The sequence below is a fragment of the Providencia sp. PROV182 genome, assembly GCF_028480325.1.
GTDB lineage: Bacteria > Pseudomonadota > Gammaproteobacteria > Enterobacterales > Enterobacteriaceae > Providencia > Providencia hangzhouensis.
The window spans coordinates 151,966-178,291 of the sequence record NZ_JAMPOL010000005.1 but is presented as its reverse complement, the minus strand read 5'-3'; the positions used below and the strand labels follow the sequence as shown (position 1 = coordinate 178,291).

Sequence of the window (26,326 nt, the reverse complement as noted above, 5' to 3'; positions counted from 1 at the left end):
GTTCTATTGTGTTTGATTCAGGAAAGGTCAGAGCGGTGAATCAGCAAGGGTTAATAACTGCTGAAGTTGCTCAATCTGTATATTGTTCAAGCCAATAAATGGCGCTGTACAATAGTCTGAATTAACCACACCTTTTAGCTGCAATGCTTTTTTAAAGGTTGGGATAAATGGAGCATTGACACCATATATAGCCATCAATTGGTCTACTCGTTGTTGGTGTTTTGCCACTAATGCTAAATCACCCTGGATAAACGCCTGCATCCACGATGCAAAAAACTGTGGAACAATATTTGAAAGCCCACCAATGCAACCATTTCCCCCCGATAAAACCACATGAGCAAAGTTATTATCGTAACCTGCATATACCTCAAAATGAGGTAAGCGGGTTTTCACCGTTTCAATCACTTGGGCGGTATGAGTCGTGTCAGGAATGGTATCTTTCAACCCGATGATATTGGGATATTTATCCGCTAAACGTAGGCAAACATCTGGAGAGACAGAATAACCTGTTCGTTCAGGGAAGTTATAAATGAAAATGTTAGCAGATGTTTTGGCTGCTATCGTGCTGTAAAAACGGAAAACACCTTCATCATCCAGCGGAAAATAATATGGGCTAATGATCATCACCCCATCGATTCCTTTTTCATATGCATAGTTAGCCAATTCAACCGACTCTTGCACATCAAGGCGGCTTGCTCCTGCATAAACACGCATTTCCTCCTTTGGGTAACGACTACATAGGTCGATTAGTGTTTTTGAGCTCTGCATATTAAGCGCAAAAAATTCCCCCGTGCTTCCCATTGTGACAAAACCGGAGACTTTGCCTTTCAATGAATCATAAACACGCATGTTTTGTTCTATATCCACTCGACCTTTGTCATCAAAGATGGTCACTACTGGAGTGATATAACGACTTTCCATACCGGTAATCTCCTTACCTATTATTGTTCATATATACAAACCACATTCATAAATAAAAACAATAAACAAGAAATCATGAATTATGGATTGAGTCAAATTCATCCAATTTATATATAAATCTCACATAATTATTTGATTAAAAAGAATTTAAAGAAAAGAAATAGCAATTAGGCTGGCTAAAAAATGATTTTTTTATTACTAAATTTTGAACAGAGTCACGTCTTTATTGCGACTTGAGCCATTAACAGGTATGACCAATTTGAGATTAAACGTATTCCTGAGATGATTTACATAGTGGTATTTTAAACCTAGAATAGCGACAAAATTAATCAGTGAGGTGGTTTAATGTCTACGGGGCACATGCCGACAATTCGGGTATTAGAAATACTGCAAGTTTTATCGGCTGAAAATACTGGGCTTTCTTTGACACAACTTTCTGATAAAACACAAATCTTAAAGGGGACTATTTATCCTATCTTAAAAACGTTGGTTGAACATCGATATATTAATTATGATGACAATAGCCAGCTGTATTATTTAGGTATCGCCTGCTCACTCCTTTCCCGCTCATTTTTCGAAAAATCCTATTGGCTAAAAATGGTTCATCGGGAAATGGTACACATTGTTGATGAATGCAATGAAGTGTGTCAAATGGGGATTTTAGACGGTGCCGATGTACTATACATTGATAAAGTCCAATCAGCCCAAAAGGTCCAATTAATCTCTAATATTGGTACTCGTTTGCCTGCTATTTACTCGGCACTTGGTAAGGCCATGATTTTTAACTACAGTGACCAACAAATTTCCGAGCTTTATCCTTCAGGTTTTACCCCGTTAACCCAATACAGTGTGCAAACTTTGGCTGAACTGCGCCTACAGCTTAACGCAGTTCGTGAAAATAATTATGCCGTTGATAATAAAGAAATAAATGAAGAAACGACCTGCTATGCTGTTGCATTGCGTCAGCGGGATAAAATCATAGCTGCAATTAGTGTGTCTATCCCAACTTTCCGCATTGATGAATCCAAAGTGAACCAAGTCATCAAAACACTTTTAGCAAGTCGTGAACGTATTGAGCAAGAATTGAACACACTCGAAGATATTGAGTTTTATACCTAGCCATAACATTAAAAGCTGTTTGATTAGTTAACATATATCACTTTCATTTGTAGATTCATTTATACGAATCTTTTATTATTTACATTATTGTTAGATAAATATTGCAGAAATAAGGTTTGGTTAAGGAATATATATCGGAATCCCCCCGAATTAAATAGGGTATTATGCAAACATAAGTTAAATTATATGCCAAAAGGATCATATTCATCTTAAATAGTTAACATTTACGCGTATATTTTTACTTATTTTAATGCTCAAAACTGACTTTATAAAAATTTTTAATAAATTTTAAAAAATATTTATACCTTATATATCAACAAGATAAATTCAAATTTAACAATTTACTAACCATTTTCACCGCTCTCTCTAGAGAGTTCATGATCCATATCAAATTTATCAATTCACCCCTTTGTTACTATTATTGCGTGCTATAATTAATCAACTTTGTAAGAGAGTGTTGGTATGAAAGCTGACAACCCTTTTAATTTATTGCCACCTGCTGTAATGGCGCAAGTCGCAGATGATGCCTCTTTTTATAAGGCAAATAAACATCCTGCAATTACTTACTTGTCAGCATTCACTGCCGGTATTTTTATCTCTATCGCGTTTGTATTCTATATCACAGCAACAACCGGGGCAGCTGAAGCGCCTTATGGTTTCACTAAACTTATTGGCGGGATTTGTTTCTCCTTAGGTCTGATGTTAGTGGTTGTATGTGGCGCAGATCTTTTCACCTCCACCGTACTCACTATCGTCTCAAAAGCCACAGGAAGAATTACTTGGGGGCAAATGTTCCGTAACTGGTTTAATGTCTATATTGGTAACTTAATTGGTGCGTTATTCTTTGTTGCACTGATTTGGTTTGCAGGACAATACACCGCAGCCAATGGTCAATGGGGGTTAAATGTATTACAAACCACCAGCCATAAATTACACCATACCTTTATTGAAGCGGTTACATTAGGAATTTTAGCAAACTTAATGGTTTGCCTTGCGGTTTGGATGAGTTACTCCGGCCGTAGTTTAACTGATAAACTGGTCGTTCTAGTGTTACCTGTCGCGATGTTCGTAGCGAGCGGTTTTGAGCATAGTATCGCAAACATGTTCATGATCCCGTTAGGCATTATGATTAAAGAGTTCGCCCCCGCTGAATATTGGTCTCAAATAAATATGTCTCCTGACCAATTTTCACACCTAACGGTTGGTAACTTTATTACAGATAACTTAATTCCAGTCACTATCGGAAATATTATTGGCGGTGCGATTTTAGTCGGCCTCATTTATTGGTTTATGCATTTACGTAGTGGCCAAAAACATTAATAGCCACTGACACACACGAAAAGATTTATTAAGATCCCTAAAAGATCCATTGTTAAAAGGTAAAAGTATCATGTCCGAGTTAAATGAAAAATTCGCTTTAGCATGGCAAGGTTTTAACCAAGGTGACTGGCAGAATAACGTCAACGTACGTGACTTCATCCAGAAAAACTACACTCCATATGAAGGTGATGAATCTTTCTTAGCAGGCTCTACTCCAGCAACTGACACGTTGTGGGATAAAGTCATGGAAGGGATCAAAATCGAAAACCGCACTCATGCGCCAGTTGATTTTGACACTGATGTCGCTTCAACCATCACTTCTCATGATGCAGGTTACATTACTAAAGAATTAGAAAAAGTCGTTGGCTTGCAAACTGACGCACCTCTGAAACGTGGTCTTATCCCATTCGGTGGTATCAAAATGGTTGAAGGCTCATGCAAAGCTTACGACCGTACTTTAGACCCAGAAATCAAAAAAATCTTCACTGAATACCGTAAAACTCACAACCAAGGTGTTTTCGACGTTTACACGCCAGACATCTTAAAATGCCGTAAATCAGGTATCTTGACTGGTCTACCTGATGCATATGGTCGTGGTCGTATCATCGGTGACTACCGTCGTGTTGCACTGTACGGTATTGATTTCCTGATGAAAGACAAATTTAACCAATTCACCTCTTTGCAAGAAAGATTAGAAAAAGGTGAAGACCTACAAATGACTATCCAACTGCGCGAAGAAATTGCTGAACAGCACCGTGCATTGGGTCAAATGAAAGAAATGGCTGCAAAATACGGTTACGATATTTCTGCACCAGCAACAAACGCACAAGAAGCAGTACAGTGGACTTACTTCGGTTACTTAGCCGCTGTTAAATCACAAAACGGTGCTGCAATGTCATTTGGTCGTGTTTCTACCTTCTTAGACGTGTATATCCAACGTGACTTAGAAGCAGGTAAAATCACCGAACAACAAGCGCAAGAATTGATTGACCACTTAGTCATGAAACTGCGTATGGTACGTTTCTTACGTACTCCTGAATACGATGAGCTGTTCTCTGGTGACCCAATCTGGGCAACTGAATCATTAGCAGGTATGGGCCTTGATGGCCGTACTCTGGTAACGAAAAGCACATTCCGTTTCCTGAACACACTGTATACCATGGGCCCATCTCCTGAGCCAAACATGACTATCCTGTGGTCAGAAAAACTGCCAATGAATTTCAAAAAATTCGCAGCTAAAGTGTCTATCGATACCTCATCAGTTCAGTATGAAAATGATGACCTGATGCGTCCAGACTTCAATAACGATGACTACGCAATTGCATGTTGCGTCAGCCCAATGATTGTTGGTAAACAAATGCAGTTCTTCGGTGCTCGCGCAAACTTAGCGAAAACCATGCTGTATACCATCAACGGTGGTGTTGATGAAAAACTGAAAATGCAAGTTGGTCCTAAACATGCACCAATCATGGACGAGATCTTAGATTTCGATACTGTGATGAACCAAATGGACCACTTCATGGATTGGTTAGCAACTCAGTACGTCACTGCACTGAACTGCATCCACTTCATGCACGATAAATACAGCTATGAAGCTTCGCTGATGGCGTTACATGACCGTGATGTTTATCGCACCATGGCTTGTGGTATTGCGGGTCTATCTGTTGCTGCTGACTCACTGTCTGCAATCAAATATGCGAAAGTTAAACCAATTCGTGATGAAGACGGTATCGCTATCGACTTCGAAATCGAAGGTGAATATCCACAATTTGGTAACAACGACTCTCGTGTAGATGATATCGCGTGTGACTTAGTTGAACGTTTCATGAAGAAAATTCAGAAACTGCCTACTTACCGTAACGCGGTACCAACTCAGTCAATCCTGACCATCACCTCTAACGTAGTGTATGGTAAGAAAACAGGTAATACACCAGATGGCCGTCGTGCAGGTGCACCATTCGGACCAGGTGCAAACCCAATGCACGGTCGTGACCAAAAAGGTGCGGTAGCTTCACTGACTTCTGTTGCTAAACTGCCATTTGCTTACGCGAAAGATGGTATTTCTTATACTTTCTCTATCGTACCAAATGCGTTAGGTAAAGATGATGATGTTCGTAAAACGAACTTAGCGGGTCTGATGGATGGTTACTTCCACCACGAAGCGTCTATCGAAGGCGGCCAGCATCTGAACGTTAACGTTATGAACCGTGAAATGCTGTTAGATGCAATGGAAAACCCAGAGAAGTACCCACAACTGACTATCCGTGTATCTGGTTATGCTGTACGTTTCAACTCACTGACTAAAGAACAACAGCAAGACGTTATTACTCGTACTTTCACCAGTACAATGTAATAATTAGCTCATTAAAATAAAGTAAATTAAAGACCCCGCTTTACGGGGTCTGAGGTTGTTGACAAAGCGGGATAAAAACGTGGTTTTTCCCGCTTTGTGTTATCAGCCGAAAATCAATAAATTGATTTTCCTAGTTTATTTTCAAAACCTATTAAACTTGCCGCCAAACATAATATGTTTGTCAGCAGTCTGAGCCCCCTCACGGGGGCTTTTTATCTATACCAGCAACGATATTTTTGCTCTAAAGTTTGCGGTATGAAGGATATTTTGGAGTGCCTGCTATGTCTATCGATGATACTAAAACCAAAACAATAGCGACGACTAATGTGACAGAAACCCCAACCACACTCGGCCGTATTCATTCGTTTGAATCATGCGGAACCGTTGATGGTCCTGGGATCCGTTTTATTGTATTTTTCCAAGGCTGCTTAATGCGCTGCCTGTATTGCCATAACCGCGATACTTGGGATACCCACGGTGGCAATATTGTTACCGTTGAAGAATTAATGAAAGAAGCCGTAACCTATCGCCACTTTATGAATGCGACTGGCGGAGGTGTTACCGCCTCAGGCGGAGAAGCTATCTTACAAGCTGAATTTGTACGTGACTGGTTCCGTGCCTGTAAAAAAGAAAATATTCATACTTGCCTTGATACCAATGGATTCGTGCGCCGCTACGACCCAGTGATTGATGAACTGATGGATGTCACTGACTTAGTGATGTTAGATTTAAAGCAAATCGATGATGAAATTCATCAAAAATTAGTGGGTGTTTCTAACCATCGTACTTTGGAATTTGCTCGTTACCTTGCCAAACGCAACCAGAAAACTTGGGTACGCTATGTTGTCGTGCCGGGTTGGAGTGATGATGACCATTCAGTACATTTACTGGGCGAATTTACCAAAGATATGAGCAATATCGAAAAAATCGAATTACTGCCCTACCACGAACTCGGTAAACACAAATGGGAAACCATGGGTGAAGAATACAAACTAGATGGCGTTAGACCACCATCAAAAGAAGTGATGGAACGAGTTAAAAGTATTCTAGAAAGTTATGGTCACAAAGTAATGTACTAACCAATTTGAGGCTCTTTATAGAGCCTCTGCTTTATCTGCCATTATTCTTATCTAAACAAAGGTAAGTGGCCAATAAGCTGCGTCACCGCCTTTTTATTTCCTACCAACCCAATACCAGCTAACTGAATATTTTTATATTCGTGTTCTAATAATTTTTGCTGATACTCATCATAAGTCCGGCACGATTGTGCCAATAAGCTAAAAGGAATAATGTATATTTCATTTACCTTTAATGCAGCCACTTCAATCTCTTTAATATACTGCTCCGGTGATTTTAAAATCGGTAATGGCGCATAAATCACACCGGGATAATTGATATTATCCGCACTGTTCAAATCTTCCCCTACTATATTGTTAACTTTATTTCCTAAACTCACGCCAATCACACTAGCGGCATTCATTGCCAACCCGTTAGATAAATCCTGATTAACGACGATAGCGCAACGATGCTCAGCTGGATTAAATATCATTCCTGTCCCCTATGATTTTATGTGTATTCAATTTCCCAATAATTATGGCATTTAAAGAAAGAAATAGGCTTTCTAACTCAGTCATTACACGCTAAGATTTAGGTAAATTTATCCCATTTAAAGCATTTTTAAGATAGAGATTTTCATTTATGGCAATAGATAAGACAGAAATAAAAATACTAAAGTTACTACAAGATGATGCTCGAATAACTAACCAAGTGCTTGCCGAAAAAGTAGGCATGTCAGCCTCTCCCTGTTGGCGAAGGGTTAAAAAATTAGAAGAAGAAAATATTATTCAAGGATATCGCGCCATTCTCAATCGTAAAAAGATTGGCTTAGGTGTGATGGTTTTTGTTCGCGTCATTATTGATAGTGATAGCGAGGCTGAAGCACAAAAATTTGAACAAGAAGTGACTGAGCTAGAAAATGTCGTCGCTTGCTACAGTATTGGTGGTGATACTGACTTTTTATTACAGGTTGTATCCCATGATTTAGACTCCTATGCCGACTTTGCTATGACGGTTATTCGCCGGTTACCGGGTATCAAAGAAATGCAAAGTATGTTTGTACTTAAAGAAATTAAGCCGTTGGATGCTTACCCAATATCACTTATTTAGCTTTTAAATTAAATAAAATCTTACTTAATTATTATGAATCGTGATTATTTAATTGACGATTTAACCTTGTTGATAGAACCAAAAAATAGCTTTTTTCACTAAATATACTAAATATTCGTATTTTATTCAGTACATTAAGGAATAGATAACCTTCTTATTTCGATAGAAAATATTTTATACAAGAAAATTTTAATCAAAAATACCTTACCAGAATAGTCTGCTTTATAATAAGCTAACTTATCTGCATACTACTGCCGATAAGTTACAAGAATGAGTATAAGCTCAAAAAACTTATTAATAATAATATATCGCTAATTCACTACGACTAACAGGTTCCTTTTTTATCATGAATAATGAAAACTTCAGTGCAGATAACAATCCTGCACCTACAATTAACGCACAAACTCAAGCCGATACATTCGTTTTTCACGCAGAACCTCGCGCAGTAGATGCAGGTGAAGGTGTTAACTGGATCAGCCAATCATGGTCTCTCGTTAAAGAAAAACTGGGAATGTGGATCCTAATTAACATCGTTCTGTTTGCGGTGATCTTTATCATTTCAATGATCCCATTCTTGAACTTACTGATTACTTTTATTACACCTATTTTTATCGGTGGTATTATTGCTATCAGTGAAAATCAACGTAAAACAGGCCAAGCAGAAATCGGCTTATTATTTGCAGGCTTCCAAAATAAATTTGGTACCCTATTTGCCGTTGGAGCCATCAACTTTGCTGCTAACTTAGTAGGAATGATCATCGCATTTATTATCGGTGGTTCTGCAATGTTCGGTTTACTGATGGAAAGCAACCAATACGGTTCGCCATCTGACGCGGCTATCCTTGCGTCTTCAGGTACATTCTTCTTTGCAATCATCATAATGGCCATTGCAGCATTAGTGGGTACAGCCTTAACTTGGTTTGCTCCTGCATTAGTGATGAACCATGATTTCACTGTTGGCGCTGCAATCTCAGCAAGCTTACAAGCTGTTAAGAAAAACCTCCTACCAGGTATCCTGTTCTTTATCGTTTTATCAATCTTAATGATAATTTCAGTTATCCCATTAGGTTTAGGTTTATTAGTTTCTATGCCAATTATGTATGTTTGCTATTACAGCAGTTATCGCAGCCTGTTTTTCTCACAAGTAAAATAAACCAAAATCTAATGATTTGACGACTTTGTTAAATCATTAAATCTAAAAAAAGGAAAGCAATTGCTTTCCTTTTTGCTATCCCGAAAAAATTCACATATATTCCTTTAAATGATAATTTCCCTCTTCTTTTCATAATTTGGAGTTGTTTTCCATGTATTTCGATACCACTGATTTAAAACTGTGTGTTAATGTCGCCAATGCAGGAAGCATCACCCAAGGAGCGAAACTAACTTATCTTACACTGCAATCTGCAAGTGAACGAATACGTGGGTTAGAAAATGAATTAAACATCGATATATTTATTCGTTCAGTGAAAGGGGTTTCATTATCGAATGCAGGTCATGCATTTATTGAGCATGCGAAAACAATTTTGCAGCAAATTGAATTAATGCAAGATGAACTGCGAAAATATAGTCGACACCTGCGTGGGCATATTAATATTCTTTGTAATACTTCAGCTCAAATGGAATTTTTACCCGCCCGTGTTAGCGCTTATTTACGACAACAACCCACTATGTCTGTATCCGTGAAAGAAATGCCAAGTGCTAATATCGTCACTGCCATCAAAAATAAAATTGCAGATATTGGTATTATCGCAGATTCTACTGACCTCACTGGTCTGGATATTCGTCCATTCAGCTCAGATGAATTAGTCGTTTTTGCCCATAAAGATAGCCTTTGGGTAAGCCAAAAAAGCGTTCTATTTTCTGATATTATTGATGCTGAATTTATTGGTTTAATGGAAGATACCCCATTACAAAAACATATTGATAATAACGCTAAACAACAAGGCAAACGGCTCAACTACCGGATACGCATGCCAACACTAGATGCGGTAATGCAAGGGGTTAACGATGGAATTGGCATTGCTATTATTCCCAAACAAGCGGCACAGCGTAGTCAATTTTCTACTAGTAAAATACTGCAATTGACCGAAGATTGGGCATGCCGAAAATTAGTTATCTGCGCACGAGATTTCAGCCAATTACCTGATTATACCAACGAGTTTATTCATTTTTTAATTAACTGGTCATCTGAAAGCTAATTTTGCCGTCATGTAAATCCCTAATCCGATTAACCCAATAAAAAAGCAACGACGGAATAATTTCTCGCTAATAATCTTGCGTAAATATTGACCAAGATACATTCCACCAATAGCAGGTATTAAGGCAAAGGCAGATAAACTCCAATTAATATCATATTGTTGATGGTCAATGGATAACTTGATGGCTAATGCAACTGTTGATGCGGTAAATGCTAACCCTAGAGCCTGAATAAGCTCATCTTTATTTAATTTTAAGGTTTGCAAATAAGGAACTGCTGGAATAACAAATACTCCTGTAGCTGCTGTAATTACACCTGTAATATAACCCACTGTTGGCGAAAGCCATGTTTCATGTTTCTCGAAAGATGGCGTTTTTTTAGCAATTAAGCCCCAAATTCCATAGATAATAAGCACGATACCCAGTGTAGGTAGTGTCCAACGAGATGCCGAGGTTAAAGAAGGTAAAAAACTGAATAATGTGCCAAGCATGACCCCAATAATAAAACCACTGAGCCGTTTGATTAGTGCCATAAATTGTGGGCCAATCAATAATTGCCATATATTAGTAATTAACGATGGAATAATTAATAAGCTCGCAGCTGCAGCAGGCTCCATTGATGTGCTTAATAACCCCATCGCGATTGTTGGTAGGCCTAGCCCGATCACCCCTTTTACAATACCTGCTAATAAGAAAACACCAATAATTACACCCATCAATATCACTCCGATAAATTTACTTTACCGTAGATTAATGTCATGCATTGAATGCTGCTATTTGGAAAATATTGAGGGGGGATCAGGTTTAACCTGAGGATGCTTTTTCCAGAACACTTTAAATTTACACAAAAAAAACGCGACTGTCGTCAGTCGCGCTTTATGTTTGAAAGAGTAACGGAAATTAACCGATGAACTCTAGCCCTTTCATATATGGGCGCAATACTTCTGGAATTTCAATACGGCCATCAGCTAATTGGTAGTTTTCTAAAATCGCCACCAATGTACGACCAACAGCTAAACCAGAACCATTCAGGGTATGAACAAGTTGTGTTTTCTTATCACTCTTACCGCGGAAACGCGCTTGCATACGACGCGCTTGGAAGTCCCACATGTTTGAACAAGATGAAATTTCACGATAAGTATTTTGCGCTGGTAACCACACTTCTAAGTCATAGGTTTTACGTGAACCAAAACCAATATCACCGGTGCACAAAATCACTTTACGATAAGGCAAGTTCAGTAATTGTAATACTTTTTCTGCATGACCAGTCAGCTCTTCCAATGCATCCATAGATTTTTCTGGATGAACGATTTGTACTAACTCAACTTTGTCGAACTGATGCATACGGATCAAACCGCGTGTATCACGGCCATAAGACCCTGCTTCAGAACGGAAACAAGGCGTATGTGCCGTCATTTTCAGAGGAAGTGAGTCTTCATCTAAAATTTCATCACGAACCAAGTTAGTCACTGGAACTTCTGCGGTTGGGATCAACGCATAAGTACTGCTGTCTGCTTCTTCTTCCAGTGGTTTAGTATGGAACAAATCTTCACCAAACTTTGGTAATTGGCCAGTTCCGTACAGTGTGTCATGGTTGACTAAATATGGAACATACAACTCTTGGTAACCATGTTGTTCAGTATGTAAGTCAAGCATAAATTGAGCCAAGGCACGATGCATGCGAGCAATTTGCCCTTTCATGACAACAAAACGTGCTCCTGTCAGTTTTACCGCAGCAGGGAAGTCTAAGCCACCAGATAACTCACCAAGGCTAACATGGTCTTTAACTTCGAAGTCATACTGGCGAGGTTCACCCCAACGAGCAACTTCAACGTTGTCAGAATCATCTTTACCATCAGGTACTTGGTCATCAGGGATGTTCGGGATACTCAAGGCAATATCACGGATTTCTTGTTGCAGCTTATCTAGCTCTGCTTTTGCAGAATCCAATTTTTCGCCTAATTGGTTAACTTCCAGACGTAATGGTTCGATATCTTCACCACGTGCCTTCGCCGCACCAATAGTTTTCGATCGCGAGTTACGGTCTGCTTGCAGGGTTTCAGTTTCAACTTGTAAAACTTTGCGGCGTTCTTCTAATTCACGCAGCTTTTCCACATCAAGGGTAAAACCCCTGCGAGCCAGTTTTTCAGCAACCGCGTCTAGCTCCGTACGCAGTAAATTGGGATCGAGCATGCTTATCCTGTGATTATTGTTAGTAATTAATGATACTTTTTGAGGTGCATTCCAGCACAACAAATAAAGTAAAGTATTTCGCTATATAACCTTACCGCATTGCCTAGTTTAGCGATAGCGTTTTGTGGTGCTAATTTGATCCTGTTGGGCTAACCAGTCTAATTTTTCAGCAAACTTGCCTTCTTGGCCCCGTTTCGTAGGGTAGTAATAACGTGTTGTTTGCATAGGTTCAGGAAAATAATTTTCTCCCGCAGCATATGCGTTAGGTTCATCATGTGCATAACGATATTCTTTCCCTGCACCCATTTCTTTTAATAGTTTAGTTGGGGCATTTCGAAGATGTTCTGGCACATCGTAGTCTGGTTGCATTTGTGCATCTTTAATCGCTGCTTTATAGGCGGTATAAACCGCGTTACTTTTCGGCGCACAAGCTAAATAAACAATAGCTTGGGCAATTGCACGCTCGCCTTCGGCTGGCCCCACTCGCGTGAAGCAATCCCAAGCTGAAATGGCGACTTGCATCGCACGAGGATCCGCATTACCCACATCTTCTGATGCAATTGCAAGTAGCCGACGGACAACATACAGAGGGTCACCACCCGCAGTAATAATCCTTGCAAACCAATACAGTGCAGCATCTGGTGCTGAGCCTCTAATCGACTTATGCAGAGCAGAGATTAAGTCGTAATAACGGTCGCCTTTGTTATCAAACCGTGCAGTACGTTCACCGCTAACTTCTTTTAACAGATCAGCGGTTAAAATACGCTGCCCTTGGCTATCAGCCTCTGCCATATCTGCCATCATTTCCAGGAGATTTAATGAACGCCTAGCATCCCCATTAACCAACTGAGCGACCATTTTGCGCGTGTTATCAGGCAGAACAATATTTTGCCCACCAAGGCCACGAGATGAATCTGCCAGTGCTTGTAACAAGACCTGTTCAATATCATTTTCTTCAAGGGATTTAAGCAAATACACCCTAGCACGTGATAATAACGCGGAATTTAATTCAAATGATGGGTTTTCAGTTGTTGCACCAATAAATGTAATCGTGCCATCTTCTATATGCGGTAAAAATGCATCTTGCTGGCTTTTATTAAAACGATGAACCTCATCGACAAATAAAATGGTTCTCCGCCCCGCACTGCGATTTTGCCGGGCTTTTTCGATGGATTCTCGAATTTCCTTAATACCAGAAGTAACTGCTGAAATACGTTCAATATCGGCTTGCGCATAATTACCAATAATTTCGGCAAGGGTTGTTTTGCCTGTTCCAGGGGGCCCCCATAAAATCATGGAGTGCAGATGACCCGCTTTAATCGCACGTGGCAACGGTTTCCCCTCAGCCAATAAATGCTTTTGGCCAATATACTGTTCAAGGGTTTCAGGCCGCATTCTTGCTGCTAAAGGTTGAAATTCATTCTGCGAAAAATCAAGAGACAGGTTACCCACTATATCCTCTTTTTTACTTCTTAAAATATCTTATATATTAACCAGCAAGTATGAATACTGCTGGCTAATATTTTCTCTAATCAAGCTTATTTAGCATTTGAACGCTGGTCATCTAAAGTGACGCCTTTTGGTACTGTAAACTTGAATTTACTCGCATCAACGCGACCATTTTTTTGCTCTTTTAATTGATAAGCACTGGTTTGGCCATCTTGTTCAACCGCTGAAAACTGCTCAATCGTCCCTTCGGGAGAAACCGTAATGGAGAAACGTTTTAAAGTCCCATTAGTTTGTTTTGGTTTTAAATCAAACGTATTTCCCTGCTGAATGATTGAGTACTGTTTCCAATCTTTCGGGTCGTTACGTGTAATTAGTAGAAATGGCGTATCCTGCGTAGCATCTGCTAAATTAGTCACCGTCACTTGTTCTACGAACGGGTTATAAAACCACAAATCTTTACCATCTGACACCAATACGCTTTCATCAGGTGATGTCATGTTCCAATTAAATAAATTTGGGCGCTCAAGCCATAAATCCCCAACACCTTCTTGAACCAAATCCCCTTCAGGACTCGTCACCTTTTGCGAGAAGCTAGCTTGGAAGCTATTGACCTTATTCAAACGTTCTTGAAGGTCTTGGCTTGCGTCCGCCAATACTTGGCCAATATGTAAACTCAGGGCTAACGCACCCAATAACATCATTTTTTTCATCGATGAGAGACCTTAAAATTATTACCATAAGAGGTGTTACGTCTTTATACACCCCTTAAATTAAACCAGCAATTAGCACACTAAATTATTAATGCCCCATTGACGGAGGAGCAAGAACTTCACGGTTACCATTGTGCCCTTGCTCACTGACAATACCTTGGAGCTCCATTTGCTCAACAATCCTTGCAGCACGGTTATAACCTATCCTAAATTGGCGTTGAACCCCAGAAATGGAAACGCGTTGTTTCTCAACAACAAACTCAACTGCCTGGTCAAACAGTGGGTCAAGCTCTTCACCTCCGCTATCATAACCACCACCTTCGCTATCGTCACTACAGGTCGTGATGCTATCAATATATTGTGGTTTACCGCGAGCTTTCCAATCATTTACAACTGCATGAACCTCTTGGTCACGAACAAAAGCACCGTGTACACGCACAGGAATTGAAGAGTTTGGTGGTAAATACAGCATATCCCCCATGCCTAGTAAAGATTCAGCGCCGCCTTGGTCAAGGATCGTGCGCGAGTCAATTTTACTGGATACCGTAAATGCAATCCGCGTTGGAATATTTGCTTTGATTAGTCCAGTAATAATATCAACCGATGGCCGTTGAGTTGCCAATACCAAATGAATACCCGCGGCACGTGCTTTTTGTGCCAACCGTGCAATTAACTCTTCCACTTTTTTACCAGCTGTCATCATTAAGTCGGCAAATTCATCAACCATGACAACAATGTAAGGTTCTTTTTTCAGCATTGGGTGTTCTACATCCATGCTATCACCGGGTTTCCAATGTGGATCAGGAATTGGCCGCCCCATTTCTTCTGCTGCTTTAATGCGGTCGTTATAACCCGCTAGGTTACGTACCCCTAATGCAGACATGAGTTTATAACGGCGTTCCATTTCATTCACGCACCAGCGCAAGGCATTCGCCGCATCTTTCATGTCAGTAACCACTTCAGTCAATAGATGCGGAATACCTTCATAAATGGATAACTCCAGCATTTTCGGGTCAATCATGATAAAGCGAACATCTTCGGGTTTGGCTTTATACAAGATACTGAGGATCATTGCATTCACCCCAACCGACTTACCAGAGCCGGTTGTCCCCGCAACGAGTAAATGAGGCATTTTCGCTAAATCCGCAACAACAGGGTCACCTTCAATATCTTTACCCAATACAATAGTGAGAGGAGATGGGTTTTTGCGGAAATCATCGCAGTCTAAGACTTCACTTAGGTAAACGGTTTGCCGTTTCTCATTAGGGAGTTCGAGGCCTACATAAGGTTTACCCGGTATCACTTCTACAACACGTACGGCTACGGTTGATAACGAACGAGCAAGGTCACGTGACAATGTGGATATCCGTGCAGCTTTTACTCCCGGTGCGAGGTCAAGTTCAAACCGAGTAATGACAGGGCCTGGAGAAAAACCAACCACTTCAGCTTTAACGCGGTAATCATTAAGCCTTGCTTCAATCAACCTTGCTGTTTGTTCTAGTTTGAACATATCCACTGGCTCTTCTTGTGCTGGCGGACTTGCCAGCAAATCAAGAGACGGCATTGGCGTTGTTGGTTTTGGTAATGGTTGGTCATTACGCACTAAGAACGGGTGGAATAAGCTATCTTGCTGTGGCTGCTGTGGCTGCTGTGGCTGCTGTGGCTGCTGTGGCTGCTGTGGCTGCTGTGGCTGCTGTGGCTGCTGTGGCTGCCCAAAAGTTTGTGTTACTGATGGTGAGCTAGCAAGCCCTTCAGCGATATTATTTTGTGGGGTACCTGCTGTAACAGAAGTCGCGCTAAATGATGGCATAAATAATGGGTCAGCTGGCTCGTTGTCAACCAAATCATCAACAGGGGTAAAACTATCCAGCACAGAGAACTCTTTTCTTAAATCAATTTTGGGCTCAAAGTCTTCTTGCTCTTGTGTAAACTGAGGTTGATAGCCATTATCCACGACTGGCACGGCCTCATCAGGCTCTGGAATTGTATGCGTATTATTGGATTGTTGTGAAGCTGACGCCCAACGGTGTTCAATTTCTGGCTGCGTAAATGCGCTGACTCTATTTTCAGTCATTGGCTCATTTTGTAATTGCTCATCATGCGAGTGCAGGCTATTAAGCGGTACATCATAATCAGTTTCATCAACTTCACCATAACGTTCACGTTGCTGTTCTAAGAACTGCGCTCGTAATAATTCGTCTTGTTGTGCCTCATCATCAGTTTCAGGTTGGTCAGACTCACTCGTAGACCACTGCTGATATATTTGTTCACGTTTAGAAGCCTCTTCTTCGCGCCGCTGTAGTTCCGCATCACGTAACGATGGAATGCGAATACCATATAACTCACGACGAGTCGGTAAACGAACAGGATTTGGCCGTGGAAGCTCCGGCTCCATATTTTGTTTAACCTGAGCATGGCGCTCCAGTGCAGCGACTGAAATACCCGCAGCCGCTAATGCAGCTGGATTAGAGCCCCTTTCAGTAACTGATGATGGAATAAAACTTTCTGTTGTATTTGAAGAGTTAAGTGGGGGCGTGGATGTCGCTTGAGCTTCAAACGCAGCTTGATTAACAGGTGTTTCTTGTTTATCCGAATATTCTTGATAAGCGGTATTGTCTTGTTTTTGTTGTTCTATTTGTTGATTATGCTGAACACTAAATATCGGTTCTTCTGGTGCAACATACGGTGACGCTTGAACTAACGGCTCATTAACGGTATCTGATGTTGAATCAAAACTTGCACCGAGCTTAGGCTGGTAATCTTCTGGTACTTCAAAATGATATGTGCTCGGCTCATCCACTGCAGAGAAAGCAGGTACCGAATCTTGCTCTGATGTGTTTTGATTCACTGAAGGAATTGGGTTTTCTGTAGTAACAACCGCTTCACCCGTATTTTTTTCCGTTGTTGGAGCGACTTCAGTGACTAATTCAGCCACAGTGGGTGCGGAAAACAAAACATCATCCGCATCAATATTTTCTAGGCTGTCATTGGCTCTGTGCTCAGCTTCTTGCGCACGCTGTAAAGCTCCTTCAGTTTCTTCAACGTCGTAATCATAGTTATCTAAATCGTCTCCCCTCGCTCGATTTGTTAGCAAAGTAATAGGGAGAAGTACCGCTGCACCAATTTTTTCTGCGATTGTAAGCCATGACCATCCCGTAAACAGCGTAAAGCTTATCGCCCATAAAAACAGCAATGCTAACGTAGCACCTAATGAATTGAACCACGGCATAATTGCATTACTAAATACACTGCCAATCACACCACCAGAGGCGAAATTAGGTAAGTCGTCAAAATTGAGAGCCGCAAGTCCACAAGAAGATAAAATAAGTGCTAAACCACCTATTAATCTTAACGATAAAGAGAAAAAATCAATATATCGGCGCTGACTTTCATATTGGAAAATCGCCCAGCAACCTAGGAGTAATAGTGCAGGAATGGCAAATGCAAGAATACCAAAAGCAGAGAAGAGAATATCGGCACTCCATGAACCTACACTCCCCCCTAAATTCTTCACTGGGGCATTCCAAGTGGTCTGTGACCAGCTTGGATCTGAAGGGCTAAAGCTCAATAAAGCCACCATTAAGAAGAGTGCGCTCAAGCATATTGCGAGCAAAATAACCTCTAATAGCCGTCTTCCGCTACTTAGTTTTTTAAATTTGATATGTTTATCTTCTGTATATTCTTGGCTCATTATTATTTCTTTGCTAACTGATGTTCTTGACTAACCTAGGTTTATTCTACCATTAAACGCCTGACTCTGCCTGTTTTACAGCGACTAAGAGATATCAAGGCTTCACAAAAGCACTAAGGTGCAGTATTCCATCTAATGTATGATGATTCAATTTCTATTTCTCGTCAAAAATCCTAAATATTTATAGCTTTAGAATCAATAAATTGGAAATAAAACTTATCAGTTGCTAAGTAATTTACGTAAAACAAGGTAGAAAGGCATGGATAGCAGCCAGTTGAAGCTGTGAAACAGCAAAATATTACGTTTTTATAAAGCAACAAATGAGGCGAGAAAAACGGAACAACGCTGAGTAAACTCAGCGTTGAAACTGCAGTGCGGCAACAAAGCTGAAATGCTGTGCTGAAGCGAGGTTAAAAAGCACTAATTAGCGAGTTTTGATCACTAAGCGGTTGCTTTGTTTAACTTCTTCCATAACTACATAGGTGCGAGTGTCGTTTACGCCTGGTAAACGTAACAGAGTTTCACCTAACAGTTTACGATATGCGGACATATCTGGCACACGCGTTTTCAACAGGTAGTCAAAGTCACCAGAAACCAAGTGGCATTCCTGAATTTCTTCCAGTTTTTGAACTGCTGTATTGAATTGCTCAAATACATCCGCAGCACCACGGTTAAGTGTGATTTCAACAAACACGAGCAATGATGCATCTAAGTAGTGTGGATTTAATAACGCAGTATAGCCAGAGATAAATCCTTGTCTCTCAAGGCGACGTACACGCTCTAAACAAGGTGTTGGAGATAAACCAACTCGTTTAGATAACTCTACGTTAGAAATTCGCCCGTCTTTTTGTAGTTCGTTTAATATATTCCTGTCGATACGGTCAAGGTCTTTGCCAGGACGCTTTTTATTGTCAATCATCTCTTTATCTCTCTTTCTCTAATTGTTATTTTCTACATCTAAAAATAAGCACCTTAGCCACCACCTTTTTTATTTAGGAATTCGTGTTCAGGAGCAAATTTTATTCATAATGCTGAAGTTAGTGTGAATGTAATTATCACCCACAATGTTTACTTGTATTTTAAATTTGTAAGTAGTGTAAAGTTAATTTTCCAGCAAGAACAAAAATGCGCCATTTCCATTGATCAGCTAGATAATTAACTCTTACACTGATGTTTTCGCAAATGCGCAGCCGATTGTCAAAGCAAATGAATAAAAATCAGTACAAGATTTCGCTTTTTTTTCCAGTAAAACGTTTCGCAGCCTTAATTCAAGATAATTCCTAAAAATTGTGATGCGTGACACAAGCAACTTTTTGTCATATTTTTTTACATTTTGTCGGTATTACCTATTGATGAAATAAGCCAAATGAAACTAAGTCGCACTTAAACCACTTTTGTTAACCTCTTATTTCTCCTACAATCTGATAAATGCTTTTTAGATTAAAGAGGAATTCATGAGCACAACAACACATCGCAAGTTAATCATTCTTGGTTCTGGCCCTGCGGGCTATACTGCGGCTGTCTATGCTGCACGTGCAAACTTAAACCCAGCATTGATTACTGGGGTGGAAAAAGGCGGTCAATTGACCACCACAACTGAAGTTGAAAACTGGCCTGGTGACCCAGAAGGTTTAACCGGTCCAGGGCTTATGGAACGCATGCATGAGCACGCGTCAAAATTTGATACCGAAATCATATCTGACCATATCCAAAAAGTGGACTTAAAACAACGTCCTTTCCGTTTAATTGGCGATGAAAATGAATATACCTGTGATGCATTAATTATTGCAACAGGGGCTTCCGCTCGTTATATCGGCCTACCTTCAGAAGAAGCGTTCAAAGGCCGTGGCGTTTCAGCTTGTGCAACCTGTGACGGTTTCTTCTATCGTAACCAAAAAGTCGCTGTCGTTGGTGGCGGAAACACTGCGGTAGAAGAAGCATTGTACCTTTCTAATATTGCTTCAGAAGTTCATTTAATTCATCGTCGTGATAGTTTCCGTGCAGAAAAAATCCTGATTAATCGTTTAATGGATAAAGTTGAGAACGGTAATATTATTCTGCATACCGACCGCACATTGAATGAAGTATTAGGTGATGATATGGGCGTGACGGGTGTGCGCTTAGAATGTACTAAAACACATGCAACAGAAGATATCCCTGTTATGGGGGCATTTATTGCCATCGGCCACAGCCCAAATACAGCTATTTTTGAAGGCCAATTAGATTTAGACAACGGTTATATTAAAGTGCAATCTGGCACCCAAGGCAATGCAACTCAAACTTCTGTTGAAGGTGTGTTCGCGGCTGGTGATGTCATGGACCATATATACCGCCAAGCAATTACCTCTGCGGGCACAGGTTGTATGGCAGCCTTAGATGCAGAACGTTATCTTGATGGCTTAGCATCAAAATAATCAATAAGTGATTGTAATTTAGATAGGCTTCAATTTTTCCTCAATTGAAGCCTTTTTTATTACCTATACTCCCCATCCTAACTATTGGTTTTGCATATATTTTTAAGACCAAGTTTATATTGTACTTTTTTAATACTGCCTATACTGTTTTTACATAACATTAATTAATATAAGGTGTAGGTATGGGGCAACAATTAGAACGTGATGCCATTCGCGGTTATTCTTATTTTATTATTGTCATACTTGCCGTGATTCAAGGCATCGTCATCACAGCCACCACTGATTACTCTATCCGCCTAGAAAGCCAACTAAGCGCCACCACCCTATATCTGCCTATTTTGCTCGCCATTTTTGTTCCTTCAGCAATCAGTTACCTAATTACCAATGCAAAATCCGCTATTTTTTATCTCAACATTGCGGTCATTATTGGGTTAATTTTCTGGCTCAATTACTGGCATGCCCAAGACTTTCTAAATCCTTCAGATACAGACCCATTCTTCGCCTTTATCACCCTCACCGTCTTACTCTTTTTTATACTTCCTTGGATGCAATCGTGGCAAACCACAAGAACATGGAAAATTGATTACGGTTGCTTAATGGGGCTATATATTAAAAATACCTTTCTGGGTATTCTCGCTTCTATAATCGGTGGGTTGCTAACATTAATCGTAAAAATAGCCAGTTTTTTATTTGGCATTGTTAACCTGACTTTTTTGAGTGAAGCTCTTGATAACGACGTTATCTATTGGGTGAGCTTTGCCCTTGGGTTCAACGTGAGTTTAGCTTTTTTACGCACAGCACTGAATGTACAACTCAGTAATTTTGTTAGCTTTATTGCGCGTTTTTTTTTACCGCTCTTGAATATTGTTGCTGTTATTTTCTTAGGCGGTTTCGTTGTTTCCTACTTTTCAGGTTTGACCTCTGCAGGCTTAGGCTCCGCAGTGATGCTATGGTTTTTAATTTTAAACCTTATTTTTATCAATTTCGTGTATGGCGATGGCACAACTCAATATCAATTCCGTGCGGGCCTCAACGGTTTTGTCTTAATTAGCATTATTTTACTTAATGCATTTTCAGTGCTTTCTCTCTATGGCATTTTGGTACGAGTTAACCAGTATAGTTGGAGTGTTGAGCGCCTATACGCCTTTACTATTGCCCTATTCCTATTTGTATTGGTTTTTGCTTATAGCATCGCAATTATCTATAAAAAATCAGCTTGGATGTCCTATTTAGGCCCTATCAATAAAGCGGGAATTCTGGCTCTAATTGCCATTATATTGGTCATTAACAGCCCTATTGCTGATTTTAAACGCATCACACTGAACAGTATTCTTGCGGGGATTGAAAATGGCAAAATCAAAGTCAATAGCTCGCTTGCTTATGACTTAAAACAATTAGGTGAGAAAGGGCAACAAGCTTTTGAAAAACTCAATAATAACCCTGAATATCAAAAACTATTCCAAACCAGCCCTTATGAAGAAGAACAGCGCAGATCGCTAAAATCAGTATTAATTCAAGCTCAAAATAGCCCTGCAATACCGGAGAGTTGGTTCGACCTCGGGGAAAACCTTAGCAGTGCTTGGTATTGTACCTCACAATACGACCCATACCCGTGTGTGGGCTTTATGGCCGATGTTAACCAAAACAATCAAGATGATGTGGTTATGTGCTATTCCTATCCAAGTAGTTCTAGTATTGATTGCAATATATGGCAACAAACGGAACAAACCTGGGAGTTAATGGATACGCAAACTCGCTCATTTAATACCATGAAAGAAAAAGATCAGGCTTGGGATAATTTATTAAAAGGAAACTATGAATTAAAACCCAAAGAATGGTTAATGATAGACCCCACATTCTAATTGTAGTGAAAAATGCCGATGGCTTAACATTTCTTTGTTAAGCCACCTTTTTATTACGTAGAAATACAGTAATATCCCAATATCATTACATCTAAAAATTTACTGAAATATTAAATTTACCTTTATAAAACAATTTAATAACAAAGCACAACTCACTTTAAATAACCCACTTTTATTAGGTAACATATCGCGGTGAAGCTGTTATGATGTACTCTAATACTCGAATTTGTGGGTAAGATCAAAAACGCAGATTTTCTTATAATCACCAATTGCGTTACCAGATCAAAATTTATCGTTCTCATGCGGTTTAAAACAGGTCAACTGCAATATCACGCATGGTAAAAACAACGTTAGGGTGATGTTTCCTAACTATACTCAATGACATTAAAACTACACCTGCTAACTAAATCATTATGGATAAATCAAGACAGACTGAATTGGTACGTTGGTTAAAACAATACAGTGCCCCTGCCAAGCGCTGGTTGCGGATCTCTATGTTACTAGGCATTTTGAGTGGATTACTGATTATTGCTCAAGCTTGGTTCTTAGCTGTTATCTTACAAGCATTGATTATGGATAACGTTCCTCGAGAACAGTTATTAACCCCTTTTGTTCTTCTGCTTTGCGTTTTTATCTTACGCGCAATTGTCACTTATGTACGAGAACGCGTTGGCTTTCGTTGTGGCCAAGTGGTGCGCCAAGAAATACGTACCATGGTACTCGATAAACTTCAAGAACTCGGCCCTGTGTGGGTTAAAGGTAAGCCAGCGGGTAGCTGGGCTACAATTATTCTTGAACAAATTGAAGATATGCAAGACTACTATTCGCGCTATCTTCCTCAAATGTATTTAGCTGGGATCATCCCCATTATGATCCTGATTGCTATTTTCCCCTTTAACTGGGCTGCAGCACTTATTTTATTCGTCACTGCCCCGCTGATTCCTATCTTTATGGCATTAGTCGGATTAGGCGCTGCGGATGCTAACCGTCGTAACTTTATTGCCTTAGGTCGTTTAAGCGGGAGTTTTCTCGATAGATTACGGGGCCTTGATACCTTACGGTTATTTTTTCGTGAAAAAGCAGAGATTAAGCAAATTCGTGAATCAACAGAAGATTTTCGTTCCAGAACGATGGAAGTATTGAGGATGGCATTTCTGTCTTCTGGCGTTCTTGAATTTTTTGCGTCGATTTCTATTGCTGTTGTTGCTGTCTATTTTGGTTTTTCCTACTTGGGCGAAATGAACTTCGGTAGCTATGGTTTACCTGTCACGCTATTTGCAGGTTTTCTTGCCCTGATACTTTCGCCAGAGTTTTTCCAACCATTACGTGACCTTGGCACATACTACCACGCCAAAGCGCAAGCTGTTGGTGCCGCTGAAACACTCGAAACGCTATTAAACAGTGATGGCGAACAAAAAGCTCAACAAGGAACCCAAACACTGAGTGATGAGGCTATCTATATTCAGGCTAAACAATTAGAAATTTTATCCCATGATGGAGTGCGCCTTGCTGGGCCATTAGATTTCAATATTGAGCCACAACAACGTATTGCAATTGTTGGTCAAAGTGGTGCGGGAAAAAGCTCATTACTGAATTTATTGTTAGGCTTTTTGCCTTATCGCGGTTCCATCACCATAAATGGTGTTGAACTTCGTGAATTATGCCCTGATAAATGGCGTGAATTACTCGGTTGGGTTGGGCAAAACCCTCACCTTCCAGAGCAAACACTGGTTGAAAACATCTGTTTAGGCAAGCCAAATGCTACAGAAGCGGAAATTCAACAGGCGATTGATAATGCATATGTTTCCGAATTCTTAGCCCATTTGCCTGATGGCCTAAATACCAAGCTGGGTGACTATGCCGCTCGCCTTTCGGTCGGGCAAGCTCAGCGAGTTGCCGTTGCACGAACCCTGTTGAAACCCTCTCGTATGCTCCTTCTAGATGAGCCTGCTGCGAGCTTAGACTCCCACAGCGAACAACGTGTTATGCAAATACTTAACCAGCTATCAAGTCAGCAAACGACCCTTTTAGTCACCCATTTACTGGAAGAAACCCTTGATTATGACCAAATTTGGGTAATGGCTAACGGGCAAATCATTCAACAAGGTAATTACACACAGTTAAGCAAGTCAGAAGGCGCTTTTGCCCAGTTACTTGCCCATCGCAGTGAGGAGCTTTGATAATGAAAATTTTATTACCTTTCTTAGCCCTTTACCGCCGCCATTGGTTTTTAATTACATTAGGCATTATCTTGGCGATTGTGACCTTACTGGCAAGTATTGGCTTACTTACCCTTTCTGGTTGGTTTTTAGCCGGAACCGCCATTGCTGGTTTTCCGGGTCTTTACTATTTTAATTACATGTTACCCGCTGCGGGTGTCCGTGGTGCCGCTATTTTTCGTACCGCTGGCCGCTATGGAGAACGCCTAGTTAGCCACGATGCTACTTTTAAAGTACTTGCTCATTTACGGGTTTTTGCTTTTAGTAAAGTATTGCCCCTTTCACCGGGTGGTATCAGTCGTTTTCGTCAAGGGGAGTTACTCAATCGTCTGGTCGCTGACGTAGAGACCCTAGATCACCTCTATTTACGTGTTTTATCGCCGATCATTACTGCATTTTTTGTTACCTTTGTCCTTATTTTTGGTTTAAGTTATCTCGACCCTCGTCTTGCTTGGACACTGGGTGGCATCATGCTGTTCTTGCTATTTACAATGCCATTTATATTTTATCGTGCAGGAAAACCCATTGGCCGTGAGCTAACCGAATTACGTGGAAGTTATCGCACTATTTTAACCTCCGCACTGCAAGGGCAAGCTGAGTTAACATTATTTGGCGCCACTGAACGTTTTCGCCAAAACTTGCTTAATATCGAAAATAAGTGGCAAGTGCGTCAACAACAGCAAGCGGCACTCACTGGATTATCTCAAGCCATTATTTTATTTGCCTCTGGTGTTACAGCAACACTGCTTCTTTGGATGGCTGCCGACCATGTAGGGGGCGATACAAAACCGGGAGCACTGATTGCTTTATTTGTATTCTGTGCGCTAGCGGCTTTCGAAGCATTAGGCCCTGTTGCTGTTGCCTTCCAACATATGGGTCAAGTGATTGCATCTGCTACTCGCGTTTCCCAATTAATGACCGCAAAACCAGAGGTAACTTTCCCAAGTGAAAGCCCTTCAATCGCAACATTGGAAAACCTGACTGTCGATAATATTTCATTTACCTATCCAGAACAGCCATTTGCCGTTCTTCAAAATGTGTCTTTAACATTAAATAAAGGCCAACACCTTGCTTTATTAGGTAAAACAGGTTGTGGTAAATCCACTCTTCTGCAGTTATTAACCCGTGCTTGGGATGTTGATAGCGGAACCATCTACTTAAATGGTACGCCTATTAACGAATTTAGCGAAAAATCGTTACGTAATATGATGTCTGTAGTACCACAACGGGTTCATGTCTTTAGTGATACATTGCGCAATAATCTATTACTCGCCAATGAACAAGCGACGGATATCGAATTAAGCGAAGTATTGCAGCAAGTTGGTCTAGACAATTTATTAGAAAACGAATTAAAGCTTAATGCGTGGATGGGTGAAGGCGGCCGACAACTTTCTGGAGGGGAACAACGCCGCTTAGGTATTGCCCGTGCTTTATTACATAACACACCATTAATTCTAATGGATGAACCAACGGAAGGGCTTGATGCACAAACTGAACAGCAAATTTTAGCACTGTTAAAAGAAAAATGTGCCGATAAGACGTTAATTGTCATTACTCACCGTATGCAGGGCTTAGAGGAAATGGATAACATCTGTGTGATGGATAATGGTAAAATCATCGAACAAGGTACCCATCAAGCGCTGTTAGGTATGCAAGGTCAGTATTATCAGTTCCGTCAGCGCCACTGGGCACAACAACCGCTCTGAGGCGTAT

General features: G+C 40.4%; 19 protein-coding genes. 11 read left to right on the top strand and 8 right to left on the bottom strand.

Annotated features, from left to right (window positions below):
• Positions 1 to 27: 27 nt before the first annotated feature.
• A complete protein-coding gene (locus PR834_RS05595; protein ID WP_272536502.1) occupies positions 28 to 921 on the bottom strand; it encodes a dihydrodipicolinate synthase family protein in 894 nt (297 codons plus the stop codon).
• A 345-nt stretch (positions 922 to 1,266) separates the two neighbouring features.
• Here PR834_RS05595 and PR834_RS05590 point away from each other — a divergent pair, with 345 nt between their 5' ends.
• The 4 genes from PR834_RS05590 (at position 1,267) to pflA (ending at position 6,792) form a co-directional block, all read left to right on the top strand.
• On the top strand, positions 1,267 to 2,040 hold the full coding sequence (locus PR834_RS05590; protein WP_094960677.1) for an IclR family transcriptional regulator: 774 nt from the start codon (positions 1,267 to 1,269) through the stop codon (positions 2,038 to 2,040).
• 462 nt (positions 2,041 to 2,502) lie between these two features.
• Positions 2,503 to 3,360 carry a formate transporter FocA gene (focA, locus tag PR834_RS05585; protein WP_004256299.1) on the top strand — a complete coding sequence of 286 codons (858 nt, stop codon included), beginning with the start codon at positions 2,503 to 2,505 and terminating at the stop codon, positions 3,358 to 3,360.
• A gap of 70 nt (positions 3,361 to 3,430) precedes the next feature.
• Complete coding sequence (pflB, locus tag PR834_RS05580; protein WP_096864172.1) at positions 3,431 to 5,713, top strand: formate C-acetyltransferase; 2,283 nt, start codon at positions 3,431 to 3,433, stop codon at positions 5,711 to 5,713.
• A 281-nt stretch (positions 5,714 to 5,994) separates the two neighbouring features.
• Positions 5,995 to 6,792, top strand: a complete 798-nt coding sequence (gene pflA / locus PR834_RS05575) for a pyruvate formate lyase 1-activating protein (protein ID WP_004256303.1) — start codon at positions 5,995 to 5,997, stop codon at positions 6,790 to 6,792.
• 47 nt (positions 6,793 to 6,839) lie between these two features.
• Here the strand turns inward: pflA and PR834_RS05570 are convergent, their stop codons facing one another.
• The gene (locus PR834_RS05570; protein WP_004256305.1) at positions 6,840 to 7,262 is read right to left on the bottom strand and encodes a DUF2000 domain-containing protein; all 423 of its coding nucleotides are present in this window, start codon (positions 7,260 to 7,262) and stop codon (positions 6,840 to 6,842) included.
• A 149-nt stretch (positions 7,263 to 7,411) separates the two neighbouring features.
• Here PR834_RS05570 and PR834_RS05565 point away from each other — a divergent pair, with 149 nt between their 5' ends.
• The 3 genes from PR834_RS05565 (at position 7,412) to PR834_RS05555 (ending at position 10,077) form a co-directional block, all read left to right on the top strand.
• A complete protein-coding gene (locus PR834_RS05565) occupies positions 7,412 to 7,879 on the top strand; it encodes an Lrp/AsnC family transcriptional regulator (protein WP_004256307.1) in 468 nt (155 codons plus the stop codon).
• A gap of 346 nt (positions 7,880 to 8,225) precedes the next feature.
• Positions 8,226 to 9,032, top strand: coding sequence for a BPSS1780 family membrane protein (locus tag PR834_RS05560; RefSeq protein WP_004256309.1), 807 nt, complete (start codon positions 8,226 to 8,228; stop codon positions 9,030 to 9,032).
• A 151-nt stretch (positions 9,033 to 9,183) separates the two neighbouring features.
• Entirely contained in the window at positions 9,184 to 10,077 is an 894-nt protein-coding gene (locus tag PR834_RS05555) for a LysR substrate-binding domain-containing protein (protein ID WP_272536501.1), read from the top strand.
• Here PR834_RS05555 and PR834_RS05550 read toward each other — a convergent pair.
• From PR834_RS05550 to lrp, 6 genes are all read right to left on the bottom strand, one after another.
• Positions 10,063 to 10,791 carry a sulfite exporter TauE/SafE family protein gene (locus PR834_RS05550; protein WP_096864169.1) on the bottom strand — a complete coding sequence of 243 codons (729 nt, stop codon included), beginning with the start codon at positions 10,789 to 10,791 and terminating at the stop codon, positions 10,063 to 10,065. The two genes, PR834_RS05555 and PR834_RS05550, sit on opposite strands and share 15 nt — an antisense overlap.
• A gap of 184 nt (positions 10,792 to 10,975) precedes the next feature.
• Positions 10,976 to 12,268: a serine--tRNA ligase gene (serS, locus tag PR834_RS05545; protein WP_196724534.1), complete on the bottom strand. Its 1,293-nt coding sequence runs from the start codon at positions 12,266 to 12,268 to the stop codon at positions 10,976 to 10,978.
• 108 nt (positions 12,269 to 12,376) lie between these two features.
• Positions 12,377 to 13,720 carry a replication-associated recombination protein A gene (locus tag PR834_RS05540; protein ID WP_272525667.1) on the bottom strand — a complete coding sequence of 448 codons (1,344 nt, stop codon included), beginning with the start codon at positions 13,718 to 13,720 and terminating at the stop codon, positions 12,377 to 12,379.
• A gap of 86 nt (positions 13,721 to 13,806) precedes the next feature.
• Positions 13,807 to 14,427: an outer membrane lipoprotein chaperone LolA gene (gene lolA, locus PR834_RS05535; RefSeq protein ID WP_004256331.1), complete on the bottom strand. Its 621-nt coding sequence runs from the start codon at positions 14,425 to 14,427 to the stop codon at positions 13,807 to 13,809.
• Between the two features lie 88 nt (positions 14,428 to 14,515).
• Positions 14,516 to 18,118: a DNA translocase FtsK 4TM domain-containing protein gene (locus PR834_RS05530; RefSeq protein ID WP_272536500.1), complete on the bottom strand. Its 3,603-nt coding sequence runs from the start codon at positions 18,116 to 18,118 to the stop codon at positions 14,516 to 14,518.
• Positions 18,119 to 18,542: 424 nt separating this feature from the next.
• Positions 18,543 to 19,037: a leucine-responsive transcriptional regulator Lrp gene (gene lrp, locus PR834_RS05525; RefSeq protein WP_004256338.1), complete on the bottom strand. Its 495-nt coding sequence runs from the start codon at positions 19,035 to 19,037 to the stop codon at positions 18,543 to 18,545.
• A 535-nt stretch (positions 19,038 to 19,572) separates the two neighbouring features.
• On the opposite strand from lrp, the gene trxB reads away from it, so the two are divergent.
• The 4 genes from trxB to cydC all read left to right on the top strand — a co-directional run bounded on the left by trxB (position 19,573) and on the right by cydC (position 26,319).
• On the top strand, positions 19,573 to 20,532 hold the full coding sequence (trxB, locus tag PR834_RS05520; protein WP_004256339.1) for a thioredoxin-disulfide reductase: 960 nt from the start codon (positions 19,573 to 19,575) through the stop codon (positions 20,530 to 20,532).
• Positions 20,533 to 20,714: 182 nt separating this feature from the next.
• On the top strand, positions 20,715 to 22,394 hold the full coding sequence (locus PR834_RS05515; RefSeq protein ID WP_272536499.1) for a DUF7057 domain-containing protein: 1,680 nt from the start codon (positions 20,715 to 20,717) through the stop codon (positions 22,392 to 22,394).
• A 413-nt stretch (positions 22,395 to 22,807) separates the two neighbouring features.
• A complete protein-coding gene (gene cydD / locus PR834_RS05510) occupies positions 22,808 to 24,574 on the top strand; it encodes a heme ABC transporter permease/ATP-binding protein CydD (RefSeq protein WP_196724531.1) in 1,767 nt (588 codons plus the stop codon).
• A 2-nt stretch (positions 24,575 to 24,576) separates the two neighbouring features.
• Positions 24,577 to 26,319 (top strand): heme ABC transporter ATP-binding protein/permease CydC, encoded by a 1,743-nt coding sequence (cydC, locus tag PR834_RS05505; protein WP_172767346.1) that lies wholly within the window; start codon positions 24,577 to 24,579, stop codon positions 26,317 to 26,319.
• The last annotated feature ends 7 nt before the right edge of the window (positions 26,320 to 26,326 follow it).

Coding starts and splice junctions, on each gene's coding strand:
- pflB (WP_096864172.1), top strand. CDS start 3,431: ATGTCCGAGTTAAATGAAAAATTCGCTTTAGCATGGCAAGGTTTTAAC.
- PR834_RS05595 (WP_272536502.1), bottom strand. CDS start 921: ATGGAAAGTCGTTATATCACTCCAGTAGTGACCATCTTTGATGACAAA.
- lolA (WP_004256331.1), bottom strand. CDS start 14,427: ATGAAAAAAATGATGTTATTGGGTGCGTTAGCCCTGAGTTTACATATT.
- PR834_RS05550 (WP_096864169.1), bottom strand. CDS start 10,791: ATGGGTGTAATTATTGGTGTTTTCTTATTAGCAGGTATTGTAAAAGGG.
- cydD (WP_196724531.1), top strand. CDS start 22,808: ATGGATAAATCAAGACAGACTGAATTGGTACGTTGGTTAAAACAATAC.
- PR834_RS05560 (WP_004256309.1), top strand. CDS start 8,226: ATGAATAATGAAAACTTCAGTGCAGATAACAATCCTGCACCTACAATT.
- cydC (WP_172767346.1), top strand. CDS start 24,577: ATGAAAATTTTATTACCTTTCTTAGCCCTTTACCGCCGCCATTGGTTT.
- trxB (WP_004256339.1), top strand. CDS start 19,573: ATGAGCACAACAACACATCGCAAGTTAATCATTCTTGGTTCTGGCCCT.
- PR834_RS05530 (WP_272536500.1), bottom strand. CDS start 18,118: ATGAGCCAAGAATATACAGAAGATAAACATATCAAATTTAAAAAACTA.
- pflA (WP_004256303.1), top strand. CDS start 5,995: ATGTCTATCGATGATACTAAAACCAAAACAATAGCGACGACTAATGTG.
- PR834_RS05570 (WP_004256305.1), bottom strand. CDS start 7,262: ATGATATTTAATCCAGCTGAGCATCGTTGCGCTATCGTCGTTAATCAG.
- PR834_RS05590 (WP_094960677.1), top strand. CDS start 1,267: ATGTCTACGGGGCACATGCCGACAATTCGGGTATTAGAAATACTGCAA.
- PR834_RS05565 (WP_004256307.1), top strand. CDS start 7,412: ATGGCAATAGATAAGACAGAAATAAAAATACTAAAGTTACTACAAGAT.
- lrp (WP_004256338.1), bottom strand. CDS start 19,037: ATGATTGACAATAAAAAGCGTCCTGGCAAAGACCTTGACCGTATCGAC.
- PR834_RS05555 (WP_272536501.1), top strand. CDS start 9,184: ATGTATTTCGATACCACTGATTTAAAACTGTGTGTTAATGTCGCCAAT.
- serS (WP_196724534.1), bottom strand. CDS start 12,268: ATGCTCGATCCCAATTTACTGCGTACGGAGCTAGACGCGGTTGCTGAA.
- PR834_RS05515 (WP_272536499.1), top strand. CDS start 20,715: ATGGGGCAACAATTAGAACGTGATGCCATTCGCGGTTATTCTTATTTT.
- focA (WP_004256299.1), top strand. CDS start 2,503: ATGAAAGCTGACAACCCTTTTAATTTATTGCCACCTGCTGTAATGGCG.